The sequence below is a fragment of the Vibrio sp. 1557 genome (genome assembly GCF_033340175.1).
Lineage (GTDB): Bacteria > Pseudomonadota > Gammaproteobacteria > Enterobacterales > Vibrionaceae > Vibrio > Vibrio alginolyticus.
In genome coordinates this window covers 1-17,938 of the sequence record NZ_JAWOVZ010000003.1, presented here as the reverse complement: position 1 = coordinate 17,938, position 17,938 = coordinate 1, and the positions used below count along the sequence as shown (strand labels likewise).

At 46.8% G+C, this 17,938-nt stretch carries 18 protein-coding genes, 1 rRNA gene and 1 riboswitch; of the genes, 6 read left to right on the top strand and 13 right to left on the bottom strand.

The features are described 5' to 3' along the window. Positions 1 to 27 precede the first annotated feature (27 nt). The 4 genes from R7070_RS05790 to R7070_RS05775 all read right to left on the bottom strand — a co-directional run bounded on the left by R7070_RS05790 (position 28) and on the right by R7070_RS05775 (position 2,342). A complete protein-coding gene (locus R7070_RS05790; RefSeq protein WP_193837834.1) occupies positions 28 to 495 on the bottom strand; it encodes an HAD family hydrolase in 468 nt (155 codons plus the stop codon). Positions 496 to 613: 118 nt separating this feature from the next. Then, a complete protein-coding gene (locus R7070_RS05785; RefSeq protein WP_033907192.1) occupies positions 614 to 1,084 on the bottom strand; it encodes a GNAT family N-acetyltransferase in 471 nt (156 codons plus the stop codon). A 1-nt stretch (position 1,085) separates the two neighbouring features. Further along, a complete protein-coding gene (locus R7070_RS05780; RefSeq protein ID WP_193837835.1) occupies positions 1,086 to 1,817 on the bottom strand; it encodes a glucose 1-dehydrogenase in 732 nt (243 codons plus the stop codon). Positions 1,818 to 1,826: 9 nt separating this feature from the next. Then, positions 1,827 to 2,342 (bottom strand): GNAT family N-acetyltransferase, encoded by a 516-nt coding sequence (locus R7070_RS05775; RefSeq protein WP_025768771.1) that lies wholly within the window; start codon positions 2,340 to 2,342, stop codon positions 1,827 to 1,829. 270 nt (positions 2,343 to 2,612) lie between these two features. Between R7070_RS05775 and R7070_RS05770 the strand changes: the two genes are divergently transcribed. Both R7070_RS05770 and R7070_RS05765 read left to right on the top strand, forming a co-directional pair. Beyond that, positions 2,613 to 3,707, top strand: a complete 1,095-nt coding sequence (locus R7070_RS05770; RefSeq protein WP_017634357.1) for a NapC/NirT family cytochrome c — start codon at positions 2,613 to 2,615, stop codon at positions 3,705 to 3,707. A 22-nt stretch (positions 3,708 to 3,729) separates the two neighbouring features. Continuing rightward, positions 3,730 to 6,177 carry a trimethylamine-N-oxide reductase 2 gene (locus R7070_RS05765; RefSeq protein WP_193837836.1) on the top strand — a complete coding sequence of 816 codons (2,448 nt, stop codon included), beginning with the start codon at positions 3,730 to 3,732 and terminating at the stop codon, positions 6,175 to 6,177. A 70-nt stretch (positions 6,178 to 6,247) separates the two neighbouring features. Here the strand turns inward: R7070_RS05765 and R7070_RS05760 are convergent, their stop codons facing one another. The 8 genes from R7070_RS05760 to thiD form a co-directional block, all read right to left on the bottom strand. Further along, a complete protein-coding gene (locus R7070_RS05760; RefSeq protein WP_005374297.1) occupies positions 6,248 to 6,973 on the bottom strand; it encodes a phosphatase PAP2 family protein in 726 nt (241 codons plus the stop codon). 210 nt (positions 6,974 to 7,183) lie between these two features. After that, positions 7,184 to 7,798, bottom strand: a complete 615-nt coding sequence (gene thiE, locus R7070_RS05755; protein ID WP_005374296.1) for a thiamine phosphate synthase — start codon at positions 7,796 to 7,798, stop codon at positions 7,184 to 7,186. A 61-nt stretch (positions 7,799 to 7,859) separates the two neighbouring features. After that, the gene (thiM, locus tag R7070_RS05750) at positions 7,860 to 8,651 is read right to left on the bottom strand and encodes a hydroxyethylthiazole kinase (protein ID WP_085569487.1); all 792 of its coding nucleotides are present in this window, start codon (positions 8,649 to 8,651) and stop codon (positions 7,860 to 7,862) included. A gap of 18 nt (positions 8,652 to 8,669) precedes the next feature. Next, on the bottom strand, positions 8,670 to 9,332 hold the full coding sequence (gene tenA, locus R7070_RS05745) for a thiaminase II (RefSeq protein ID WP_085569488.1): 663 nt from the start codon (positions 9,330 to 9,332) through the stop codon (positions 8,670 to 8,672). 54 nt (positions 9,333 to 9,386) lie between these two features. Beyond that, positions 9,387 to 10,337, bottom strand: a complete 951-nt coding sequence (locus tag R7070_RS05740; protein ID WP_086027682.1) for an ABC transporter substrate-binding protein — start codon at positions 10,335 to 10,337, stop codon at positions 9,387 to 9,389. A gap of 47 nt (positions 10,338 to 10,384) precedes the next feature. Further along, positions 10,385 to 11,185, bottom strand: coding sequence for an ABC transporter permease (locus R7070_RS05735; protein ID WP_009706843.1), 801 nt, complete (start codon positions 11,183 to 11,185; stop codon positions 10,385 to 10,387). Then, a complete protein-coding gene (locus R7070_RS05730) occupies positions 11,178 to 11,933 on the bottom strand; it encodes an ABC transporter ATP-binding protein (RefSeq protein ID WP_033907185.1) in 756 nt (251 codons plus the stop codon). Before R7070_RS05730 ends, R7070_RS05735 begins: the two co-directional genes overlap by 8 nt. Next, a complete protein-coding gene (gene thiD / locus R7070_RS05725; RefSeq protein ID WP_005383329.1) occupies positions 11,923 to 12,780 on the bottom strand; it encodes a bifunctional hydroxymethylpyrimidine kinase/phosphomethylpyrimidine kinase in 858 nt (285 codons plus the stop codon). The genes R7070_RS05730 and thiD overlap by 11 nt, the downstream gene beginning before the upstream one ends. 97 nt (positions 12,781 to 12,877) lie before the next feature. Then, positions 12,878 to 12,985: riboswitch (TPP riboswitch) on the bottom strand. Positions 12,986 to 13,296: 311 nt separating this feature from the next. Between thiD and R7070_RS05720 the strand changes: the two genes are divergently transcribed. Next, entirely contained in the window at positions 13,297 to 14,682 is a 1,386-nt protein-coding gene (locus tag R7070_RS05720; RefSeq protein ID WP_085569489.1) for a TldD/PmbA family protein, read from the top strand. Next, entirely contained in the window at positions 14,682 to 16,025 is a 1,344-nt protein-coding gene (locus R7070_RS05715) for a TldD/PmbA family protein (protein WP_085569490.1), read from the top strand. Before R7070_RS05720 ends, R7070_RS05715 begins: the two co-directional genes overlap by 1 nt. Positions 16,026 to 16,102: 77 nt before the next feature. Here the strand turns inward: R7070_RS05715 and trmY are convergent, their stop codons facing one another. Next, a complete protein-coding gene (trmY, locus tag R7070_RS05710) occupies positions 16,103 to 16,702 on the bottom strand; it encodes a tRNA (pseudouridine(54)-N(1))-methyltransferase TrmY (RefSeq protein ID WP_017634347.1) in 600 nt (199 codons plus the stop codon). 160 nt (positions 16,703 to 16,862) lie between these two features. On the opposite strand from trmY, the gene R7070_RS05705 reads away from it, so the two are divergent. Together R7070_RS05705 and R7070_RS05700 are read left to right on the top strand one after the other, a co-directional pair. Continuing rightward, the gene (locus tag R7070_RS05705; RefSeq protein ID WP_033907183.1) at positions 16,863 to 17,387 is read left to right on the top strand and encodes a DUF3087 domain-containing protein; all 525 of its coding nucleotides are present in this window, start codon (positions 16,863 to 16,865) and stop codon (positions 17,385 to 17,387) included. Positions 17,388 to 17,870: 483 nt separating this feature from the next. Beyond that, a 16S ribosomal RNA gene (locus tag R7070_RS05700) occupies positions 17,871 to 17,938 on the top strand; the annotation flags it as partial.

Genomic DNA, 17,938 nt, shown 5'->3' with positions numbered 1-17,938 from the left:
TCCTTGATTAGTGCAGGTTAGTAACGGTTAGGGGATAAGCTCAGATAAACAACGAATTTGGTTAGGAATGGCTTCGGCTGGTGCATCAGCGCCCGTTGGGTTAAACCAAATTGTGTTTACGCCCGCTTTCATCGCAGGGTAAATATCTTTGTGAGGTAAATCGCCAACCATGGTTATTCCACTCACGTTAACCCCTAACTGTTTTGTGATGGCGAGATAAAACTCAGGTTGGTTTTTAGCGATGCCGAGGTTGGCAAAACAAAAATAGCCATTTAAGTATTGGTCTAAGTCGACGCGAACAAATGCACGCTGAACCTCTTCCATGTTGGAATCAGATGCACTGGTCGCAATGTAGATGGGATGATTTTGGGAAAGTATTGCCAGTGTTTCTCTGGCTTGAGGAACTGCTTCTACGTGTTCCCAATCGCACATTTTTCCTTGTGCCTCAGGGAAATCTACCATCAAGGTGTTCCCCCAATCGAAAAGATAAATCATGTTCGAATCTCCTTATCCGCACATCATATCGTCTTTTTCTAAAATTAGGGGGTAAATTGCATCGATAAATACGATTTAGGTGGGTTTAGTCGTGAAAAGCGCTTAATTGTCGTTATCGTTACAAATGTTTCAGCATAATGCGTGAGTTAGTTTTAAAACCTTGATTATCGTAAAAGCGCTGTGCTGGCTGATTGAATTCCATCACTTCCAATCGAACTTGTGTGGCATTGGCATCGCGCGCCCATTGCTCACAGGTTTGGAGCAGTTGGCGGCCGATTCCTTGCTGCTTTTGCGCTTCATCGACAACAATTGTTCCCACGCGACAAATTGGGTCTTTGATCAGAAAACTGACGGTGTCGTTTTGGGTGATCATCGCGGTTAAGAAGCCGAGAATTTGCTGTTCGCGTTCGGCAATCAAAAAGAGTCGCTCTTTGTTCTCTAGTGCTTGTGCAAGAAATTCGCGGTCAGCTTCTGAAGGCGCAACAAAGGCTTCTGGCGCATTTGCAAAATGCAGTGAATTAATTTGAAAATTAAGCTGAAAAATTTCGTCTAAATCATCGGGAATCGCTTGTCGGATATGGACTTGCATTCTATCTGCCCCCTGCAATATCGATAAATGATCCTGTGACATAAGAGGCTTCGTCACTTAATAGCCAAGCGATCGCATTTGCCACTTCTTCTACCGTGCCACCGCGTTTAAGAGGAATTTGAGGGCTGAGTCTATCTACTCGGTTTGGTTCTCCGCCGTCGGCATGCATATCAGTGTAAATGAAACCAGGTCGAACGCCATTGACGCGAATATTGCGCTCTGCCAACTCTAGCGAGAGCCCTTTAGTTAAGGTATCCATCGCGCCTTTTGATGTGGCGTAATCGACATACTCAAATGGCGCGCCTGAGCGCGACGCTCCAGAGGAGACATTCACAATTGCACCGCCTGCACTGAATCGCTTCGCCGCTTCTCGACAGCAGAGAAAACAGCTATTCACATTGGTGTTCATTACTTTCTGAAAGCGTTCCAAGCTGATTTCTGACAAAGGCGATTGAGTAAATAGGATGCCAACGTTGTTGACCAAGTGCGTCACTGCACCAAATTCACGTTCTGTTTCATCAAACAAGGAGAGCACTTGCTTCTCATCGGCTACGTCTGCGGCGATGGCAATCGCTTTGCCACCGTTTGCTTGTATTTCTGCCACAACTTGGTCGGCGGCCTCTTGCTGAGTGCGGTAATTAACGCAAACGCGATAGCCTTGCTCGGCCAGCTTTTTCGCCGTTGCGGCTCCAATGCCTCGGCTTGCGCCGGTAATGATGACTACTTTATTCAAAATACGTCCTTATTTTTGTAGTGAGTAGATTTTATCGGCGTAGGGTTTGCCACCAATTTGGTATGCGTCTGGAATGACCTCAATGAGTTCGAAACCACATTTTATCAGGACACGTTCTGACGCAATATTGCCTTCAGTGACCGTCGCGGAAAAGTGGTTGATGTTATGTGTCGAGGTTGCCCAGTATAGAAGCGCTTGAAGAGTTTCTGTTCCAAACTGTTGGCCATGAAATTCCGGCAAAAGTAAGTAACCTACCTCTGCCTTACCGTTTTCAATAGCAAAGCCAGTGATGCCGATGGGTTGTTCAGATTGCTTATCGAGTATTACAAGGCAAAGCCAATGCTGGCTATTTGGGGTCCATGGTAATAATCGCGAAGCAAATTTTTCTCTTATTTCTGTTTCGCTGGGACGATCGAAACAGAGCGCAATAACCTCTTGTTCGGAGAGTAATCGTTGAAAGAGTTCCCAGTCACTGGCTTTGATGGGTCTTAATTGGCTTCTGTGCGTCTCGATATAAACTGACATGCGTGTCCTTACTGCATCAATGTGGAGATTCAGTCTCTCATCCTCTTATCTGTTTAATCAAATAGTTGCATTCATAAAAGTGATTTATGTGGTGAATAGTTGGCTAGGTAATGGATTATTGTCATATATTCATCTTTGAGATGTAAATAACAAAATTTCATACTTGAGGCATACAGAGCAACACGGAAATGATGTGGATCAAGAGAGGACTACCCATAAAGTAGTAATTTGCGACCTATAATTACATTTTATTTGGAAGTGTTGCTAATTATGTCAATAAAAAAACGATATGTTGCACTGCTGGTTGCTGCCGGCATTGGTGTGGGCTGGTTAACTTTGGGGGGGAGTGCGGCAGTAATGCATTACACCTCAGATACTGAATTTTGTCTCTCGTGCCACTCTATGGAAACCCCTTACAAAGAGTACCAAGGCTCAGTGCACTTCAGTAATGCGAAAGGCATTCGCGCGGAATGTTCTGACTGTCATATTCCTCAAGAACCAATGGATTACCTGATCACCAAAATTCGCGCGTCGAAAGACATCTACCATGAATTTGTGACAGGTAAGATCGACACGCCAGAGAAATATGAAGCACATCGTAAAGATATGGCTGAAACGGTATGGGCTCAGTTCCGTGAAAATGATTCAGCGACGTGTCGTTCGTGTCATGATTTCGATGCAATGGAAGAGTTTGAGCAATCACGTGATGCGGCGAAGATGCACGCTTACGCGAAAGCAAACGATCAAACGTGTATCGATTGTCATAAAGGTGTGGCGCACTTTGCACCAGAAGCAGAGCTAGACAGCAAGGCATTTGAAACGTTGATGAGCTTCACCACAAAAACATCACCTGGTGCCAAAGTCGTTTACCCTGTGACTGAAATCGCAATGGGTGAGATGGGTAAAATTAACCCAACGACGAAGTTGGAAGTAATCAGCTCTGAAGGCGACAACCGCACTGTTAAGTTGAACGCATTCCAAATGAAAGGCGCAGAGCAAGTGCTTTACATGGGAGAAGGTCAACGTGCCATCGTAGCAACGCTAACAGAGCAAGGCCAACAAGCGCTTGAAACTGGTGAATTTGAGGCAGATGTTTACGGCAACGAATGGCGCGCGGTTTCTCTAACAGGTGCTATTGATTCTCCAGTTGTAGACACGCTTGAACCCGTATGGTCATACGCAGAAGAGTTGGACAACGTTTACTGTGCAACTTGTCACGCGAAAATTCCTTCAAATCACTTCACAGTGAATGCATGGGGACCGGTAGCGAAAAGTATGGGTGATCGAACTGATATTTCAGCCGAGAACCTAGAAATTCTAACCAAGTTCTTCCAGCACCACGCGAAAGATGTGGTTGGTCACTAACGATAAATAGAAGGATAAGATTATGACTAATATGACCCGTCGCGGATTTCTAAAAGGCACTGGTATGGCGGCTGGTGCAATGGCATTCACTTCATTTGCACCTATGTCTGTTGCTTCTTCTAATGCTCGCGGCAAAGGCATTCTAACAGCGGGCCGCATGGGCCCAATGCTGTGTGAAGTGCAAGACGGTAAGTTGGTTTCGACTACTAATGCTCTTCCACAAACTGTACCAAATAGTCTACAAACTACTGGGCCTGACCAAGTGCATACCAAGGCGCGTGTGAAGTACCCAATGGTACGTAAAGGCTACTTGGCAAACCCATCGTCTCCAGAAGGTGTGCGCGGTAGTGATGAGTTTGTGCGTGTGTCTTGGGATGAGGCTTACAAGCTGATCCACGAACAGCACATGCGAATTCGCAAAGAATATGGCCCGGCTTCTGTGTTTGCAGGCTCTTACGGCTGGCGTTCAAGTGGCGTGCTGCACAAAGCACAAACCTTGCTGCAACGTTACATGAGCATGGCGGGTGGCTATTCAGGCCACTTGGGTGACTACTCAACGGGTGCTGCGCAGATCATCATGCCGCACGTTGTGGGCTCTATCGAAGTGTACGAGCAACAAACCACGTACCCAGTGGTATTAGAGCACAGCGATGTGGTTGTGCTTTGGGGCTTAAACCCAATCAACACTCTAAAAATCGCGTGGAGCTCAACAGACTGTGCTGGTCTTGAATTCTTCCATCAATTGAAAAAATCAGGCAAGACGGTTATTGCGATTGACCCAATTCGTTCTGAAACCATCGAGTTCTTTGGCGAGAATGCGGAGTGGATTGCTCCTCACCCAATGACCGACGTGGCAATGATGATGGGTATCGCACACACCTTGGTGAAACAAGGTAAGCACGATAAAGCCTTCCTCGATAAATACACCGCAGGTTACGACAAGTTTGAAGCGTACCTGATGGGCGAAGAAGACGGCGTAGAAAAATCAGCAGAATGGGCATCACAAATCTGTGGCGTACCTGCGAAGCAACTTGAGCTACTGGCTGACATCTTCAGTAAAAACCGCACCATGCTGATGGCGGGTTGGGGCATGCAGCGCCAACAATACGGTGAGCAGCGTCACTGGATGCTGGTTACACTGGCAACGATGTTGGGTCAAATCGGTTTACCGGGCGGTGGTTTTGGTTTCTCTTACCACTACTCAAACGGTGGTAACCCTGCTCGTGATGCTGGCGTACTTCCTGCGATTTCGGCATCGCTGGGTGGCGGCTCTTCTGCGGGGAACGACTGGGCGGTGTCTGGCGCGGTGCAAAGCTTCCCTGTAGCGCGTATTGTCGAGGCGTTGGAAAACCCAGGTCAATCCTACCATCATAACGGTCATGAACTGACGTTTCCGGATATCAAGATGATTTGGTGGGCAGGTGGTGCGAACTTTACTCACCACCAAGACACCAACCGTTTGATTAAAGCGTGGCAAAAGCCTGAGCTGATCGTAATTTCAGAGCCTTACTGGACGGCGGCTGCGAAGCACGCGGACATCGTTCTGCCAATCACCACATCGTTCGAGCGTAACGACTTAACGATGACGGGTGACTACAGTAACCAACACTTGGTGCCAATGAAGCAAGTGGTTGAGCCGCAAGGTGAAGCGCGTAATGACTTCGATGTATTCGCGGACATGGCAGAGATGCTAGCTCCGGGTGGCCGTGACGTATACACCGAAGGCAAAACCGAAATGGAATGGCTGTACGGCTTCTACAAGGCGGCGCAACAAGGTGGCCGTGGCTCTCGCGTAGCAATGCCGAACTTCAGCAAGTTCTGGGAAGATAACCAACTGATCGAGATGAAGTGGAACGAGAAGAACGCACAGTTTGTTCGTTACGCAGATTTCCGTGAAGACCCGATCATGAATCCACTCGGTACACCAAGTGGTAAGATCGAAATCTTCTCGAAAACCATTGAAGGTTATCAGTTGGAAGACTGTCCTCCACACCCAACGTGGATGGCACCAACTGAGTACACCGGCAATGCAAAAGATGGCGAGTTGCAGCTAATGACCGCGCACGCAGCGCATCGTCTACACAGCCAATTTAACTACGCGAAGATTCGCGAAGAGTACGCAATTGCAAACCGTGAACCTATTTGGATTCACCCTGAAGATGCGAAAGCGCGTGGTATTAAAACGGGCGATCTAGTTCGTGCGTTTAACAACCGTGGCCAAGTATTGGTCGGCGCGGAAGTGACTGACCGAATCAAGCAAGGTTCAGTATGTATTCATGAAGGCGGTTGGCCGGATTTGGATCCGAAAACCGGCATTTGTAAGAACGGCGGTTGTAACGTGTTAACGTTGGATATTCCGACCTCTCGACTTGCAAACGGCTGTGCGGCGAACTCGGCGCTGGTTCGTATTGAAAAATACACTGGCCCAGAATTAGAACTAACAGCGTTTGAACCACCAAGAAATGGTTAGAAAAAAGTAGCGTTTTAAAGCAAGAAGCCAGCGAATCGCTGGCTTCTTTTTTATCTAGTAATCGTTCACATTAGCGCGAAGCGAGAGAAACAAATGGCATCTGTTTCTTAATTTGAAATGTCGGGAGTAAAGTAAATACAATCGCGACAAACAAGACTGAGCCTATTAAATCTTCAGGGCGATGCATCCCCAGCCATAAGCGGCTATATGCGACGCTCATTCCCCACATCCATAATGACAGTGCAGAGATATAGCACTTGTTCTGTAAGAACAACCCGCCAAAGAAAGCCAAACAAATCGAAACGAAAATCGTATGGCCGGATGGGAAAGAATAGTCTTTCTCGCCTTGCCAATGGCGCGTTCGCCAATCACTGACGTGTTCAGAAATCTGGTTAATTACGTTGGCTTGCTGCTTTGTATCCAACTGATAAAACGCGTCTGGGTGCTCAATCAATTGTTCTGCTGCGAGCAATTCCGTGTAGGGACGCGGGCTTTCTGTCATCAGTTTTAGCCCCGTTTTGCTGGCAAAACCAATCACCAGTAACAACCCTAACATTGAGAGTTTTTGTATCCACTCAATGCGACTTGGTTTAAAGCGAAATAAAGAAAGCAGTAGCAGTGTTAACGTAATTAAAAAGCCTTTGCTACCAGCAGAATCTGTGAGCAAAGTAAAAGTAATACCCAGACTTTCCGGCACCTGTGAAGTGAGATTGTGATAAGAGCCAAACAGCGACATTGGGATGATGCCAAGAACAAACAAGGCGAGCATCATCAATCCATATTTTTTGGTTTTCATTGAGAGCGTTTTGTTTTTATTGAGGGTTATTCAACCACGTGAAAATAAGGGGCTTATCTTACGTTATCTGGCGTGAAAAACTTATCAACGCTCTGTCAATTCGAGCGTGAAAGTGACATTGCAGCTCTTCGTTGTGAAAGGAGAGGTTGTTGAAAGTACTGAAAGGCAAACGCGCTCATCCATAAGCGCTTTGTTCAGGCGTGAGCAAGGTTAGCTCATCAACCCTAATAAATATTCCGATGCGGCTTTTGGATCTTCTGCGTGGCAAATCGCTGAAACCAAAGCTAAGCCATGAACACCAGTGGCGCTGAGTTGCGGAATGTTACTTTCGTTAATGCCGCCAATGGCAACAATCGGCAGTGAAGTCGTCTCTAACGCCATCTTCAAGCCATCAATACCCCAGAACTTCTTGGTGTTGGTTTTGGTCGGCGTCGCGAAGATTGCGCTCAAGCCGATGTAATCAATCGGAAGAGAGTCCGCTTCTGCAAGCTGCTCTTCATTTTCGATGGATAAGCCGAGGATTTTGTTTGGTCCAATCAACTCACGAGCGATAGTTGCGGGCATGTCTGATTGCCCGAGGTGAACCCCATCGGCATCAACTGCCAGTGCAACATCAACGCGGTCATTGATGATCAAAGGCACATTGGTATCTTTAAGGATGTCTTTCACGGCTTGAGCACGTTCGATAAACGCACGCACATCGCCGTGTTTTTCGCGGACTTGTACCATGGTCACGCCACCTTCCACGGCTTTTCTCACAACACGCTTTAGTGTGGCTAAATCTTGTTGGTCATCGGTGACCAAATATAAACGATAGGCGTTCATTTTGTTTCCTTTGGGCCTCTCATCTACAGGGAGTGAGAGGCCGGTATTTGTTAGAGAAAGCTTAACTCACTTGGAGTTTTAGGCGTTTTGCCAGTGTTTCTTCATCCAGTTGGTAAAGCTCATCCAACAGGTTCATTTGCAGACTGCCTGGCCCTCGCGCTTGCTCAGCCGCAATTTCACCCACAACGCCCAGTACCGCCGCGGCAGCAAGTCCGGAGTGATCACCAACAGCAGCGAAAGCACCCGTCAGTGCCGTTAGTGTGCAGCCCATTCCGGTTACGTATGGCATCATCTCGTGACCGTTGTTTAGCTGCACAGTTTGCTCTTTCGTGATGATGTAATCAGTCTCGCCAGAAATCACCACACTTGCACCATACTCTGAAACTAAGAAGTTCGCTGCGCCAAGTGCTGCGTCGCTGCTGTCTAACGCATCGACGCCTTTGCTTTGTGCTTGTTCGCCAGCGAGACCGATGATTTCTGAGGCGTTACCACGAATGATCAACTTGTCTGCAAGGCGTGCGATTTCACGTGATGTCTCTGTACGTAGTGAGCTTGCTCCACAACCGACAGGGTCGAGTACAACGATTTTACCATTGGCATTGGCTTGCTCTACGGCATAGCTCATACGTGGTATCCAAACGCTGTCTAGGGTACCAATGTTGATAACCAGTGAACCCGCGAACGACATCATCTCTGCCATTTCCTGCTTGGAGTGCGCCATGATTGGAGAAGCTCCGATGGCCAATAGTGCGTTTGCTGAGTTATTCATCACCACGTAGTTAGTGATGTTGACGACTAATGGCTTTTGCTGGCGTACTGCGGTTAATGCTTGGGTGATTTGTTCAATTAACATGAGACTCTCCGATTAATCTTACTGAGCGTTCAGACCTTGTTGCCAGAATGCCACTTCCATACGCGTTGCGGTTTTGAATACCTGAATCAGGTTTTGACCACGCTGGCTATTGATGTCGATTTCCGCCAATAACTGGTTAAAGTGTTCTGTACCTTTTGCGACACCAGATTGGAACTCTTCACCACCGTAGAGTTTGATCCAACTTGCGTATGGGTTGCCTTCGATTACTGTCTTTTCATCTTCAATCAGCATCTTACCGATTACGGCATAACCGATAGAGCATGGTGCTAGTGCCGCGTATAGATCAACAAGGTCGCCCGTCATGCCAGCATCTAATACGTAGCGGGTATAAGCTACTGTCCCGAAATCCTCTGGCTCGTTTTCCAAGTCGGATTCTGTCAGTCCCCATTGCTCACAGTAAGTCACGTGGTGGGCAATTTCAGAATCGAGCAATGCATGTACGCTTGGTAAGGCACGGCGCATGTCATCCAAAGTACGTGCTTTGTAGATCGCTAATGCGTAGGCTCGTGCGTACTGTTTTAGGAAAAGAAAATCCTGCTTTAGGTAATGCAGAAAACAAGGCTGAGCCAGAGTGCCTTGCGCCAATTGCTGCACGAAAGCATGCTCAGTGTATTCTTGCCAATCTTGGCGGCAAGCGTCGATCAAATCTTGGTATTTCATTATGGGTATCTCGTTATCAAAAGACCCTAGGCTTAGAGCCCAAAGTCAGTAGAATTAGTCAAAGTTCGGTACGTAATCTTTCGCTTTTGGCAGTGTTTCGATGATTTTTTGTGAATACATGAATTGCGCATAATCATCGTAGCGTTTCAGATCTACTGCGGATGGACGAAGAGCAAAACGAGTTAGCGTGTCGTTCCAAGCGCGTTGGTTAAGCTCGTTGTTGAGCGTGTCTGGTGAATAAGCAACAAACTCTTTCCAAGATTCTTTTGGATGGTTAACGATGTAAGTGGTTGCTTGCTCTAGCGCTTTGTTGAATGCCTTGATGGCTTCTTTGTCGTAGGTTTTTGCATTGGCTACGAAGACTAACTCGTCATACGCTGGCACGCCGTGTTCTTCAGGGAAGAAGGCCTTAGCTTTATAACCTTCTAGTGCCAGTTGGTTGGTTTCGAAGTTACGTAGACCGCCCCAAATCGCATCCACCTTGCCAGACGCAAGAGACGAAGACAGCGCCCAACCTACGTTGATGATTTGTACGTCAGAAAACTTCACGTTTTCTTGCGCTAGCATGGTGCCGATTGTCGCTTCTTCGTTGCCTGCGATCGCAATACCGATCTTCTTGCCTTTCAAGTCGCCAAGGTTTTCATTCTTACCGTTATCCAGCACCATCAACGTGTTGAGTGGCGTAGCAATCAAAGTCGCAGAGCGGATTAGTGGCAAACCCGCCGCGACATCGATAGTTAGGCTTGGTTGGTAAGAAATCGCCATGTCGACTTTACCCGCCGCGACCAACTTAGGTGGCGTGCTTGGATCTGCCGGCTCTTGAATGTTGACCTTCAAACCTTGTTCTTTGAAGTAACCACGCTCTTTGGCAATCACGATAGGACCATGATTTGGGTTGACGAACCAATCCAACATCAGTGTCATCTCTTTTTCTGCTGCAAGCACATTGGTTGATACCACTGAAGCGAGTAGAGCAGCAGCGCTCATAAGTTTGTTTTTATTCACGGGGTTCTTCCTTTTCTTTCCCAATTTTCTTTGGTTATTTTCTGTAATTATTTGCTTTCCCAAGGGATGGCTTTTTTCAATAATTTATCGGTGATGAAGTAGAGTGAGATAGACAGCACGGCTAGGATAAACAGCGCCGCAAACATCTCATCAATGATCATGCGAGCATTAGCTTGGAGCATCAGATAACCCAAGCCTTCACTTGAACCTACCCACTCACCGACCACTGCTCCAATCGGCGCAATAACGACGGCAACACGAATGCCTGAGGCTAAAGTTGGTAGGGCGGCTGGCAATTGAATATGACGAAGTAACTGCCATTTAGACGCGCCCATGGTCTTGGCAAGGTCGAGGTAACCTGTTGGTGTATTACGTAAGCCGTCGTAGCAACATGTGGTGACGGGGAAAAAGATGATGATCGCCGCCATGACGACTTTCGATGCAATGCCGTAACCCAGCCAAAGCATGAGTACTGGCGCGATGGCGAACACAGGGATCGCTTGGCTAGCAATCAGAATGGGCAGTAACCAACGCTTCAGCGGTTCGAACATCAGCATTTGCAATGCGAACAGCAAACCCATTGATAATCCAAGCGCCAAACCAAGTAAAATCTCTTGCGCGGTAACCCAAGTATGTTTGAGCAAGACATCGTAACGAGTGACCAATCTATCCAGCACTTCAATTGGTGAAGGTAAGATGAAGCTTGGCATGTCGAATACCACAACAACCAACTGCCACAATCCCAAGATCACCGCTGTGCTAATGACCAAGCGCAGAGCCGGATGGGTCACGCGTTCTTTTTTACTAATGCGTGCCGAAACGGAGTTGTACTGAGTCATATCACTCATAGTCTTTCTCCAGTTGATCCAAAATCGCTTGTTGTAACGCCGCGCACTCTCCATCGAGAACTCGGGGCGGCTTGGAGTCTGGAACGACCAAGTGCTGAGCTTGCGCAGGTGTGCCTTGCAACACATAGAGTTGGTGAGCTAATCGCACCGCTTCTTGTGGGTCGTGGGTAATCAGAACAACCGTCTTATCTTTCAGCAATTCGGCAGACAAGGTTTGCAACTTATGACGAGTAACCGCGTCCAGTGCAGAGAAAGGCTCATCCATCAGAACTAGAGGCTTGTCTTGCATCAGAGTGCGAGCAAGGGCAACACGTTGTCTCATGCCGCCAGAGAGCTGAGCTGGCTTAGCATCCGCGTAATCGGCGAGTCCCACTTGGCTTAGTAAAGTCAGTGCACGTTGTCTATTTTGCTCTGGTGCTTGCACTTGAGAAAATCGAGAACTGAGGCAGACGTTGTCTAACACATTCAACCACGGTAGCAATAAATCCTGCTGAGCCATGTAAGCGATACGGTCATGCAGTGCAGCGCCATCCGTTGTGATGAGTTCGCCATGCCAGTCAACTTGGTCATCCAGTAGGCCAGCTAAGTAACGCAATATTGTGGTTTTCCCGCAGCCACTGCGACCAAGTAACACTGTCCATTGATTAGCAGGAATAGTCATACTCAACCCTGCTAGCGTTGGTGTTTGGCTGTCTTTGTATCGCAGACTAGCATCGGAAAGCTGAATGCCAATCGCGTTAGCGAACATAAGTATGACCCGCAAAAAAGTGGTTCACAGGGCCATGGCCTTTACCTACATCCAATTCATCAGCGTGTGCGATAGCTTGGCTGATGTACTGCTTACCCAGGTGCACCGCTTTGTGTAGGTTGTTGCCTTGGCCAAGATAAGACGCAATGGCGGAAGAAAGTGTACAGCCTGTGCCATGAGTGTTTTTGGTTGGAAATCGCTTGGCGCTAATTAACTCGGCACTGTCTTGCATGATAAGCAGATCGTTGCTGTTTTCATTTTCTTCAAGGTGACCGCCTTTGAGCAGAATAGCTTTGGCGCCAAGCGCACGAAGGTCGGTAATCATATCGTTCATTTCAGATTCTGATTGAGGCATTGGCTTACCCGTCAATGCTGCGCCTTCGGGTAGGTTAGGGGTAATGATGTCTGCGAGCGGAATCAATTCTTCTTTTAAAGTGCTGATTGCCGACTGTTCCAGTAATAGATCGCCGCTGGTGGCCACCATCACAGGGTCAATCACGAGGTGTTTTGGCTGGTATTGTTTAATTTTGTCTGCAACGACTTTGATGATGTTGGAATCTGCCAGCATGCCCACTTTGACTGCAACGATGTTGAGGTCGGTAAATACTGCATCAAGTTGGCTCTCTACATGGTCGAGAGGAATGGGGAAAATCGCAGAAACGCCTTGGGTATTTTGCGAAGTAATCGCCGTGATTACCGAGCAAGCAAAACTGCCGGTTGCGGACATCGCTTTGATGTCGGCTTGAATACCTGCACCGCCACCACTGTCTGAGCCCGCGATGGTCAATACGATAGGGGTAGGCAAGGCTGGCGTGTGATGTGAATGAGGTTGTGATTGCTGCGTCATGGTCGCTCCTACTACAAGACGTATAGGAACTGACTTTGACCGTTGCAGATAGATCGATTTTTCGATCGCTATCGCTTACCTAAGAGGGGCGACGAAAGGCAAAGTGTGCATAGTTCCCTACGTCAGTGCTAACTGAATCAGGTTCAACGGGTCTCGAATTTCGATCTCAGCCAACACTTGTCGTGTGGCCCCCCGACTATTTCGTTCGGATGATAGCAGGACCATTGCGGAAGGGATACGTTTTTTGAGCGTAATTATAATGAGTATTCAATTATGCGAGGTGAGTGATAAAGTAAGCACCTAAATGGTTTGCTGGGTGGAATTTACTAGTGCAACGCTCTGGTGAATGAGCAGAACCTGGAATATTTAATAAATAATCGTGGTCTCATTAAGCAAGGATTAGCACAAAACAAGGTTAAAAAACTGTTAAAATTTAACGTGTTGCCAATTTAACTTTGTTGAACTTTTTCACAGTTAATTAGGAAGGCTAAGACGATCATCGAGCAAGGAGACTTCATGCTTAATTCTGTAACAGCGAAGTCAGTGATCGATCATGCGCTCTTTTTGGGGGCTGATTTCGCTGAACTATTCGTTGAACATCACCAAACCAACACTGTCCAGATCGCATCTGGTGAAGTGGATAAGGTTAACTCGGGTATCGATTTTGGTATCGGTATTCGTCTTTTTTTCGGTCATAAGGTGCTTTACGGTTACACCAACAGCACAGATGAAGCCGAACTAAAGCGCGTAACCTCGCTGCTTGCTGCAAAAGACAAGCGTGAGCAAATCGCGTCAGCGGGTTCTTTGAATTTGAACCGCTACCCAATCCAACATGGTTGCCGCATGCCGCTAGGTAAGGATGCTAACCTAGATTCAAAAATCGCGTTTCTATTGAAAGTTGACCAAGCCGCACGTGCTGAGAGTGAACATATCAGCCAGTTTATTGGCAGCGTTCTTCAGCGCGAGCAACAAGTGTATATCTTCAACTCAGAAGGTCTACACGTTGACGATACTCGCCACTACATTCGTGTTGCTGGTAACACTGTCGCGCAAAAAGGTAATGAGCAGTCTTCTGGTATGGAAGGTCCTGGCGCTCTTGCTGGTTGGGAATTCAGTGAACAGCTTGATGCCAAAGAGCTAGGTCAAACTATCGCGCAGCAAGCGTTAGTAAAACTTGGCGCGGATGCTTGTCCATCGGGTGAAATGCCGGTGGTGATTGGTAACGGCTTTGGCGGCGTTATCTTCCATGAAGCATGTGGTCACTTGCTAGAAACCACTTCAGTTGCGAAGAAAGCATCAGTCTTCCACGACAAGATGGGCGAAATGGTTGCTCACACCGCAGTGAATGCAGTCGATGATGGCACCATGACCAACGAATGGGGCTCGATTCACATTGATGATGAAGGTATGAAGACTCAGCGCACTCAACTGATCAAAGACGGTAAGCTAACCAGCTTCATGGTCGATAAAATGGGTGGCATGAAGACAGGTTATGAGCCTACGGGTTCTGGTCGTCGTCAAAACTACAAGTTCGCACCAACCTCGCGCATGCGTAACACCTTTATCGAAGAGGGCGAGCATTCACTTAATGACATGCTTGCAGGCATTGAACGTGGTATCTATGCGAAGAAGATGGGCGGCGGCTCGGTTCAACCGGGTACGGGTGAGTTTAACTTTGCTGTTCGTGAAGCTTATCTCATTGAAAATGGCAAAATCACCAAGCCTCTGAAAACAGCAACGCTGATCAGCACGGGTCCAAAAGTGTTAAAAGAAATCAGCATGGTCGGCAAAGACATGGCGCTTGCGCCGGGCATGTGTGGTTCCGTAAGTGGTTCAGTGCCAACAACAGTCGGTCAGCCAACGCTGAAAGTCGATAACATTCTGGTAGGAGGCGGTAACTAATGAGCCAAGAACAACAACTTCTCAATGTGGTTGATTACGTCCTATCAGAAGCAAAACGCCAAGGTGCAGAAGCGGACGTCATTGTAAACCGCAACAGCAGCTTTTCTCTGAAAGCGAACCAAGGAAAGCTGGATGAGTACAAAGTAAGCTCAAGTCAAGTGCTGGGTGTTCGACTTATTAAAGATGCTCGTGTCGCGACAAGCTATTCTGAATCACTAGAGCAACCAAGCTTGGATTTAATGCTAACTAATGCACTGCAAAGCGCTCGTTTTTCCAAGCAAGATGAACATCAGACCATTAGTTGTGTGAACAGCCAAATCACGACTGACGTGGCTGAGATTGCTCAAGAAGACACAACTTCGGTTGATGAAAAAATTGAACTGTCTCTCGCACTTGAGCAAGGCGTAGTGGCTCTGCCTCACGCTTCTAGCGCACCTTACAATGGTTATAGCGATGGCGAAACACAACTGATCATTGCCAATACTCAAGGCACATTGTGTCAACACTTCGAGCGCTCGTTCACTTGTTACGCGTATACCTTGTTTGAAAAAGACGGCAAACAGTCAATGGCGGGTAGAATGTCACTTGGTCGCCGTTTTGATGAGTTGAATCCAGCTTACTGTATAGAAGGTGGCTACAACCTTGCTCGTGATCTTCTGGAAGGCGCTCCGGTTGCGACAGGTAACTACCCTGCTATTTTCCACATCAATGCGCTAGCAAGTTTATTCGGTGCTTTCGGCAGTGCTTTCTCTGGCGTAAGCGCGATGAAAGGCATTACGCCACTGGGTGACAAGCTTGGTCAACGTGTTGCGAGTGATTTAATTACCTTTACTGATACGGCTTACATGCCAAATGGTATGGCAATCGCGAGTTTTGATAGTGAAGGCTTCGCTACTCAAGATAATGTCATGATTGCTAATGGTGAGTTGAAAACCTTGCTACACAACAGCCAGACCGCAAGTTACTTGGGCGCAGTCTCGACAGCAAGTGCCGCTCGCGGTGCAAAATCGAGCCTAGACGTATCAGCGAATCACAAAGTGATTGCGACGGGTAACAGCAGTGCGTCAGAAGTAAAAGCGGGTGAGTACCTAGAGTTAGTCGAACTTCAAGGTGTCCATTCTGGTGCGGATGCAGTGAGTGGTGATTTCTCATTTGGCGCGAGTGGTTTCTTGTGCCGTGATGGTAAGCGCATTCAACCAGTTCGTGGGATCACGGTAGCGGGTAACTTCTACAATATGCTGCAAGAAGTTGAGGCAGTAGGTGATACTCAGCTAATTAACGATAGCCGAACTTTCTTCTCGCCAGACGTTCGTTTTGCTCGTTTGAGCATTGGTGGTAAGTAAACTTAGCATTACTATAGAAACAAAAAGAGGACTCAATAGAGTCCTCTTTCATTATCTAGCAACGTGTGCGCGAATAACTAGAATTCGCGTATGTCCAACTCATTGTGGATCAATACTACACACTGAGAAGCGAAAAGCATCTTAGGACCTAAGCTGATCTTCTCTGTGCCAAGGCGCTTTAAGCTGTTAAAAGACTTTTTCGGCATCGGTATATGGTCAGTTAGCAAGAAACATGGATTTTCACCAATTTCTGCATCACGAACAAATTCGCCTTTCTTATCCAGCATATATAGTTGGTGATCTTCTGCCAGTTCTTGTACTAGGCGTTCAAAGCTCACTGTACGAACGGTAATACCAGGTTCGACTTCACGAAGTTGCTCTTTACCCATACCAACCGAAGCATCCAAAGCGCGAGCCACTGCTGCAATCAAGGTTGACTCATGGAAGCCGCCAATGTTGGTGATGTCGTTGGAGCGAATAGTAATGGTGCGTGAGAAATCTTTTGTGCTTTCTAAAACCAAGTGAACAACCACATCTTCACGGTGTGATTGAGCAACGAACATCGTGTTCATCATGGTATGAGCAAGAATCTCTGTATGCGCTTCATTACCAACACCTTCTAACAGTGCTTTGCTGGTGGTTGGCGCCGCGCGAGCTCGTAAAACAAAAGAGCGCATGAATTTAGCCTCTATATAGGAAGAGTGAATGCGCGGAAGTATATACCCAAGCAGGGAAGGGATGCGAGTTTAATAGCAAATGTGAACTTACTTACAAAGCTTCGATTGTGGAGCAGGGTGTGCTGGCTAGAATAGGAGGCAACCCTGTTAGGAGTGGTATATGGAAATCAAACAGATAAATAAAGACATTTATAAAAAGAAAGTAAACCTTGTGATTGGCGGTTTTGTTGCGTTGCTCGCCATCTCCTCTCTTGCCTTTAGTACCTTGTTGATTGTTTTGTTTGGCAACACTGAAGTCGTACCAGAACAATCAACGGGCAATTTCCATTGGAATTTGATTGGTGTCGTTCTCGCAGTTGCAACTTCCCTCTCTTTATTGAATCAAATTAAAACTCGACCATACATGGAAGAAGTGCTGTACGTTTGGAAACTCAAGCAGCTGCACAACAAGATCTTTCGTAAACTAAAAAGCATTAAAGCAGCCGCGAACAATGGCGATGTAAAAGCGCTGACGATCCTTAAGTTCTACTATACGACTCAAAGTCAGGTGTTTGAGCTAGACAACAACACACTGACGATGAGCAGTGTAAATAAAGAATTGGAGGCTATCGAGCAAATCGAAGCGGCGCAATCAATGAGTCTCGATATCACAGGCTTTGAAGAGTCTTGGCTAGACACATATTGATTGCCTATTTGCTACTTGAAGTTAACAACTGAGTGCTAAAAATAAGCGTTTGAGTGAGATTTAATCATTCGACGCTTTTTTTTGATTTTTTTTCTGAAAAGGGGTTGCCAAGAAAAATCATCTCCCTATAATGCGCCTCCGTTGTCAGGGCAAAGCGGAAACGCAAAAGCGGTTGGCAAGAAGGCGAAAGAAAACTTCTAAAAATTAATTTAAAAAAGTGTTTGACACTGAAAATTAATTCCTTAGAATACGCCTCCGCTTCGATAGCAAAGCTTACGAAGCAAGCTCTTTAACAATATAGACCTATCAATCTGTGTGGGCACTCGTTGATGATAATCCAATTAGATATTTCTTTCTTAACGGAAAGCGGTATCAAATTAGGTTTCAATGAAACGAAGTGACCATTGAATCGAAAGATTCAGCACAGTCAATTCAAACATTACTTATGTAATGTTCAGTATTCATTGAGCCGAACAAAATCTTAAATTGAAGAGTTTGATCATGGCTCAGATTGAACGCTGGCGGCAGGCCTAACACATGCAAGTCGAGCG

Coding starts and splice junctions, on each gene's coding strand:
- R7070_RS05790 (WP_193837834.1), bottom strand. CDS start 495: ATGATTTATCTTTTCGATTGGGGGAACACCTTGATGGTAGATTTCCCT.
- R7070_RS05785 (WP_033907192.1), bottom strand. CDS start 1,084: ATGCAAGTCCATATCCGACAAGCGATTCCCGATGATTTAGACGAAATT.
- R7070_RS05775 (WP_025768771.1), bottom strand. CDS start 2,342: ATGTCAGTTTATATCGAGACGCACAGAAGCCAATTAAGACCCATCAAA.
- R7070_RS05770 (WP_017634357.1), top strand. CDS start 2,613: ATGTCAATAAAAAAACGATATGTTGCACTGCTGGTTGCTGCCGGCATT.
- R7070_RS05765 (WP_193837836.1), top strand. CDS start 3,730: ATGACTAATATGACCCGTCGCGGATTTCTAAAAGGCACTGGTATGGCG.
- R7070_RS05760 (WP_005374297.1), bottom strand. CDS start 6,973: ATGAAAACCAAAAAATATGGATTGATGATGCTCGCCTTGTTTGTTCTT.
- thiE (WP_005374296.1), bottom strand. CDS start 7,798: ATGAACGCCTATCGTTTATATTTGGTCACCGATGACCAACAAGATTTA.
- thiM (WP_085569487.1), bottom strand. CDS start 8,651: ATGTTAATTGAACAAATCACCCAAGCATTAACCGCAGTACGCCAGCAA.
- tenA (WP_085569488.1), bottom strand. CDS start 9,332: ATGAAATACCAAGATTTGATCGACGCTTGCCGCCAAGATTGGCAAGAA.
- R7070_RS05735 (WP_009706843.1), bottom strand. CDS start 11,185: ATGAGTGATATGACTCAGTACAACTCCGTTTCGGCACGCATTAGTAAA.
- R7070_RS05730 (WP_033907185.1), bottom strand. CDS start 11,933: ATGTTCGCTAACGCGATTGGCATTCAGCTTTCCGATGCTAGTCTGCGA.
- thiD (WP_005383329.1), bottom strand. CDS start 12,780: ATGACGCAGCAATCACAACCTCATTCACATCACACGCCAGCCTTGCCT.
- R7070_RS05720 (WP_085569489.1), top strand. CDS start 13,297: ATGCTTAATTCTGTAACAGCGAAGTCAGTGATCGATCATGCGCTCTTT.
- R7070_RS05715 (WP_085569490.1), top strand. CDS start 14,682: ATGAGCCAAGAACAACAACTTCTCAATGTGGTTGATTACGTCCTATCA.
- trmY (WP_017634347.1), bottom strand. CDS start 16,702: ATGCGCTCTTTTGTTTTACGAGCTCGCGCGGCGCCAACCACCAGCAAA.
- R7070_RS05705 (WP_033907183.1), top strand. CDS start 16,863: ATGGAAATCAAACAGATAAATAAAGACATTTATAAAAAGAAAGTAAAC.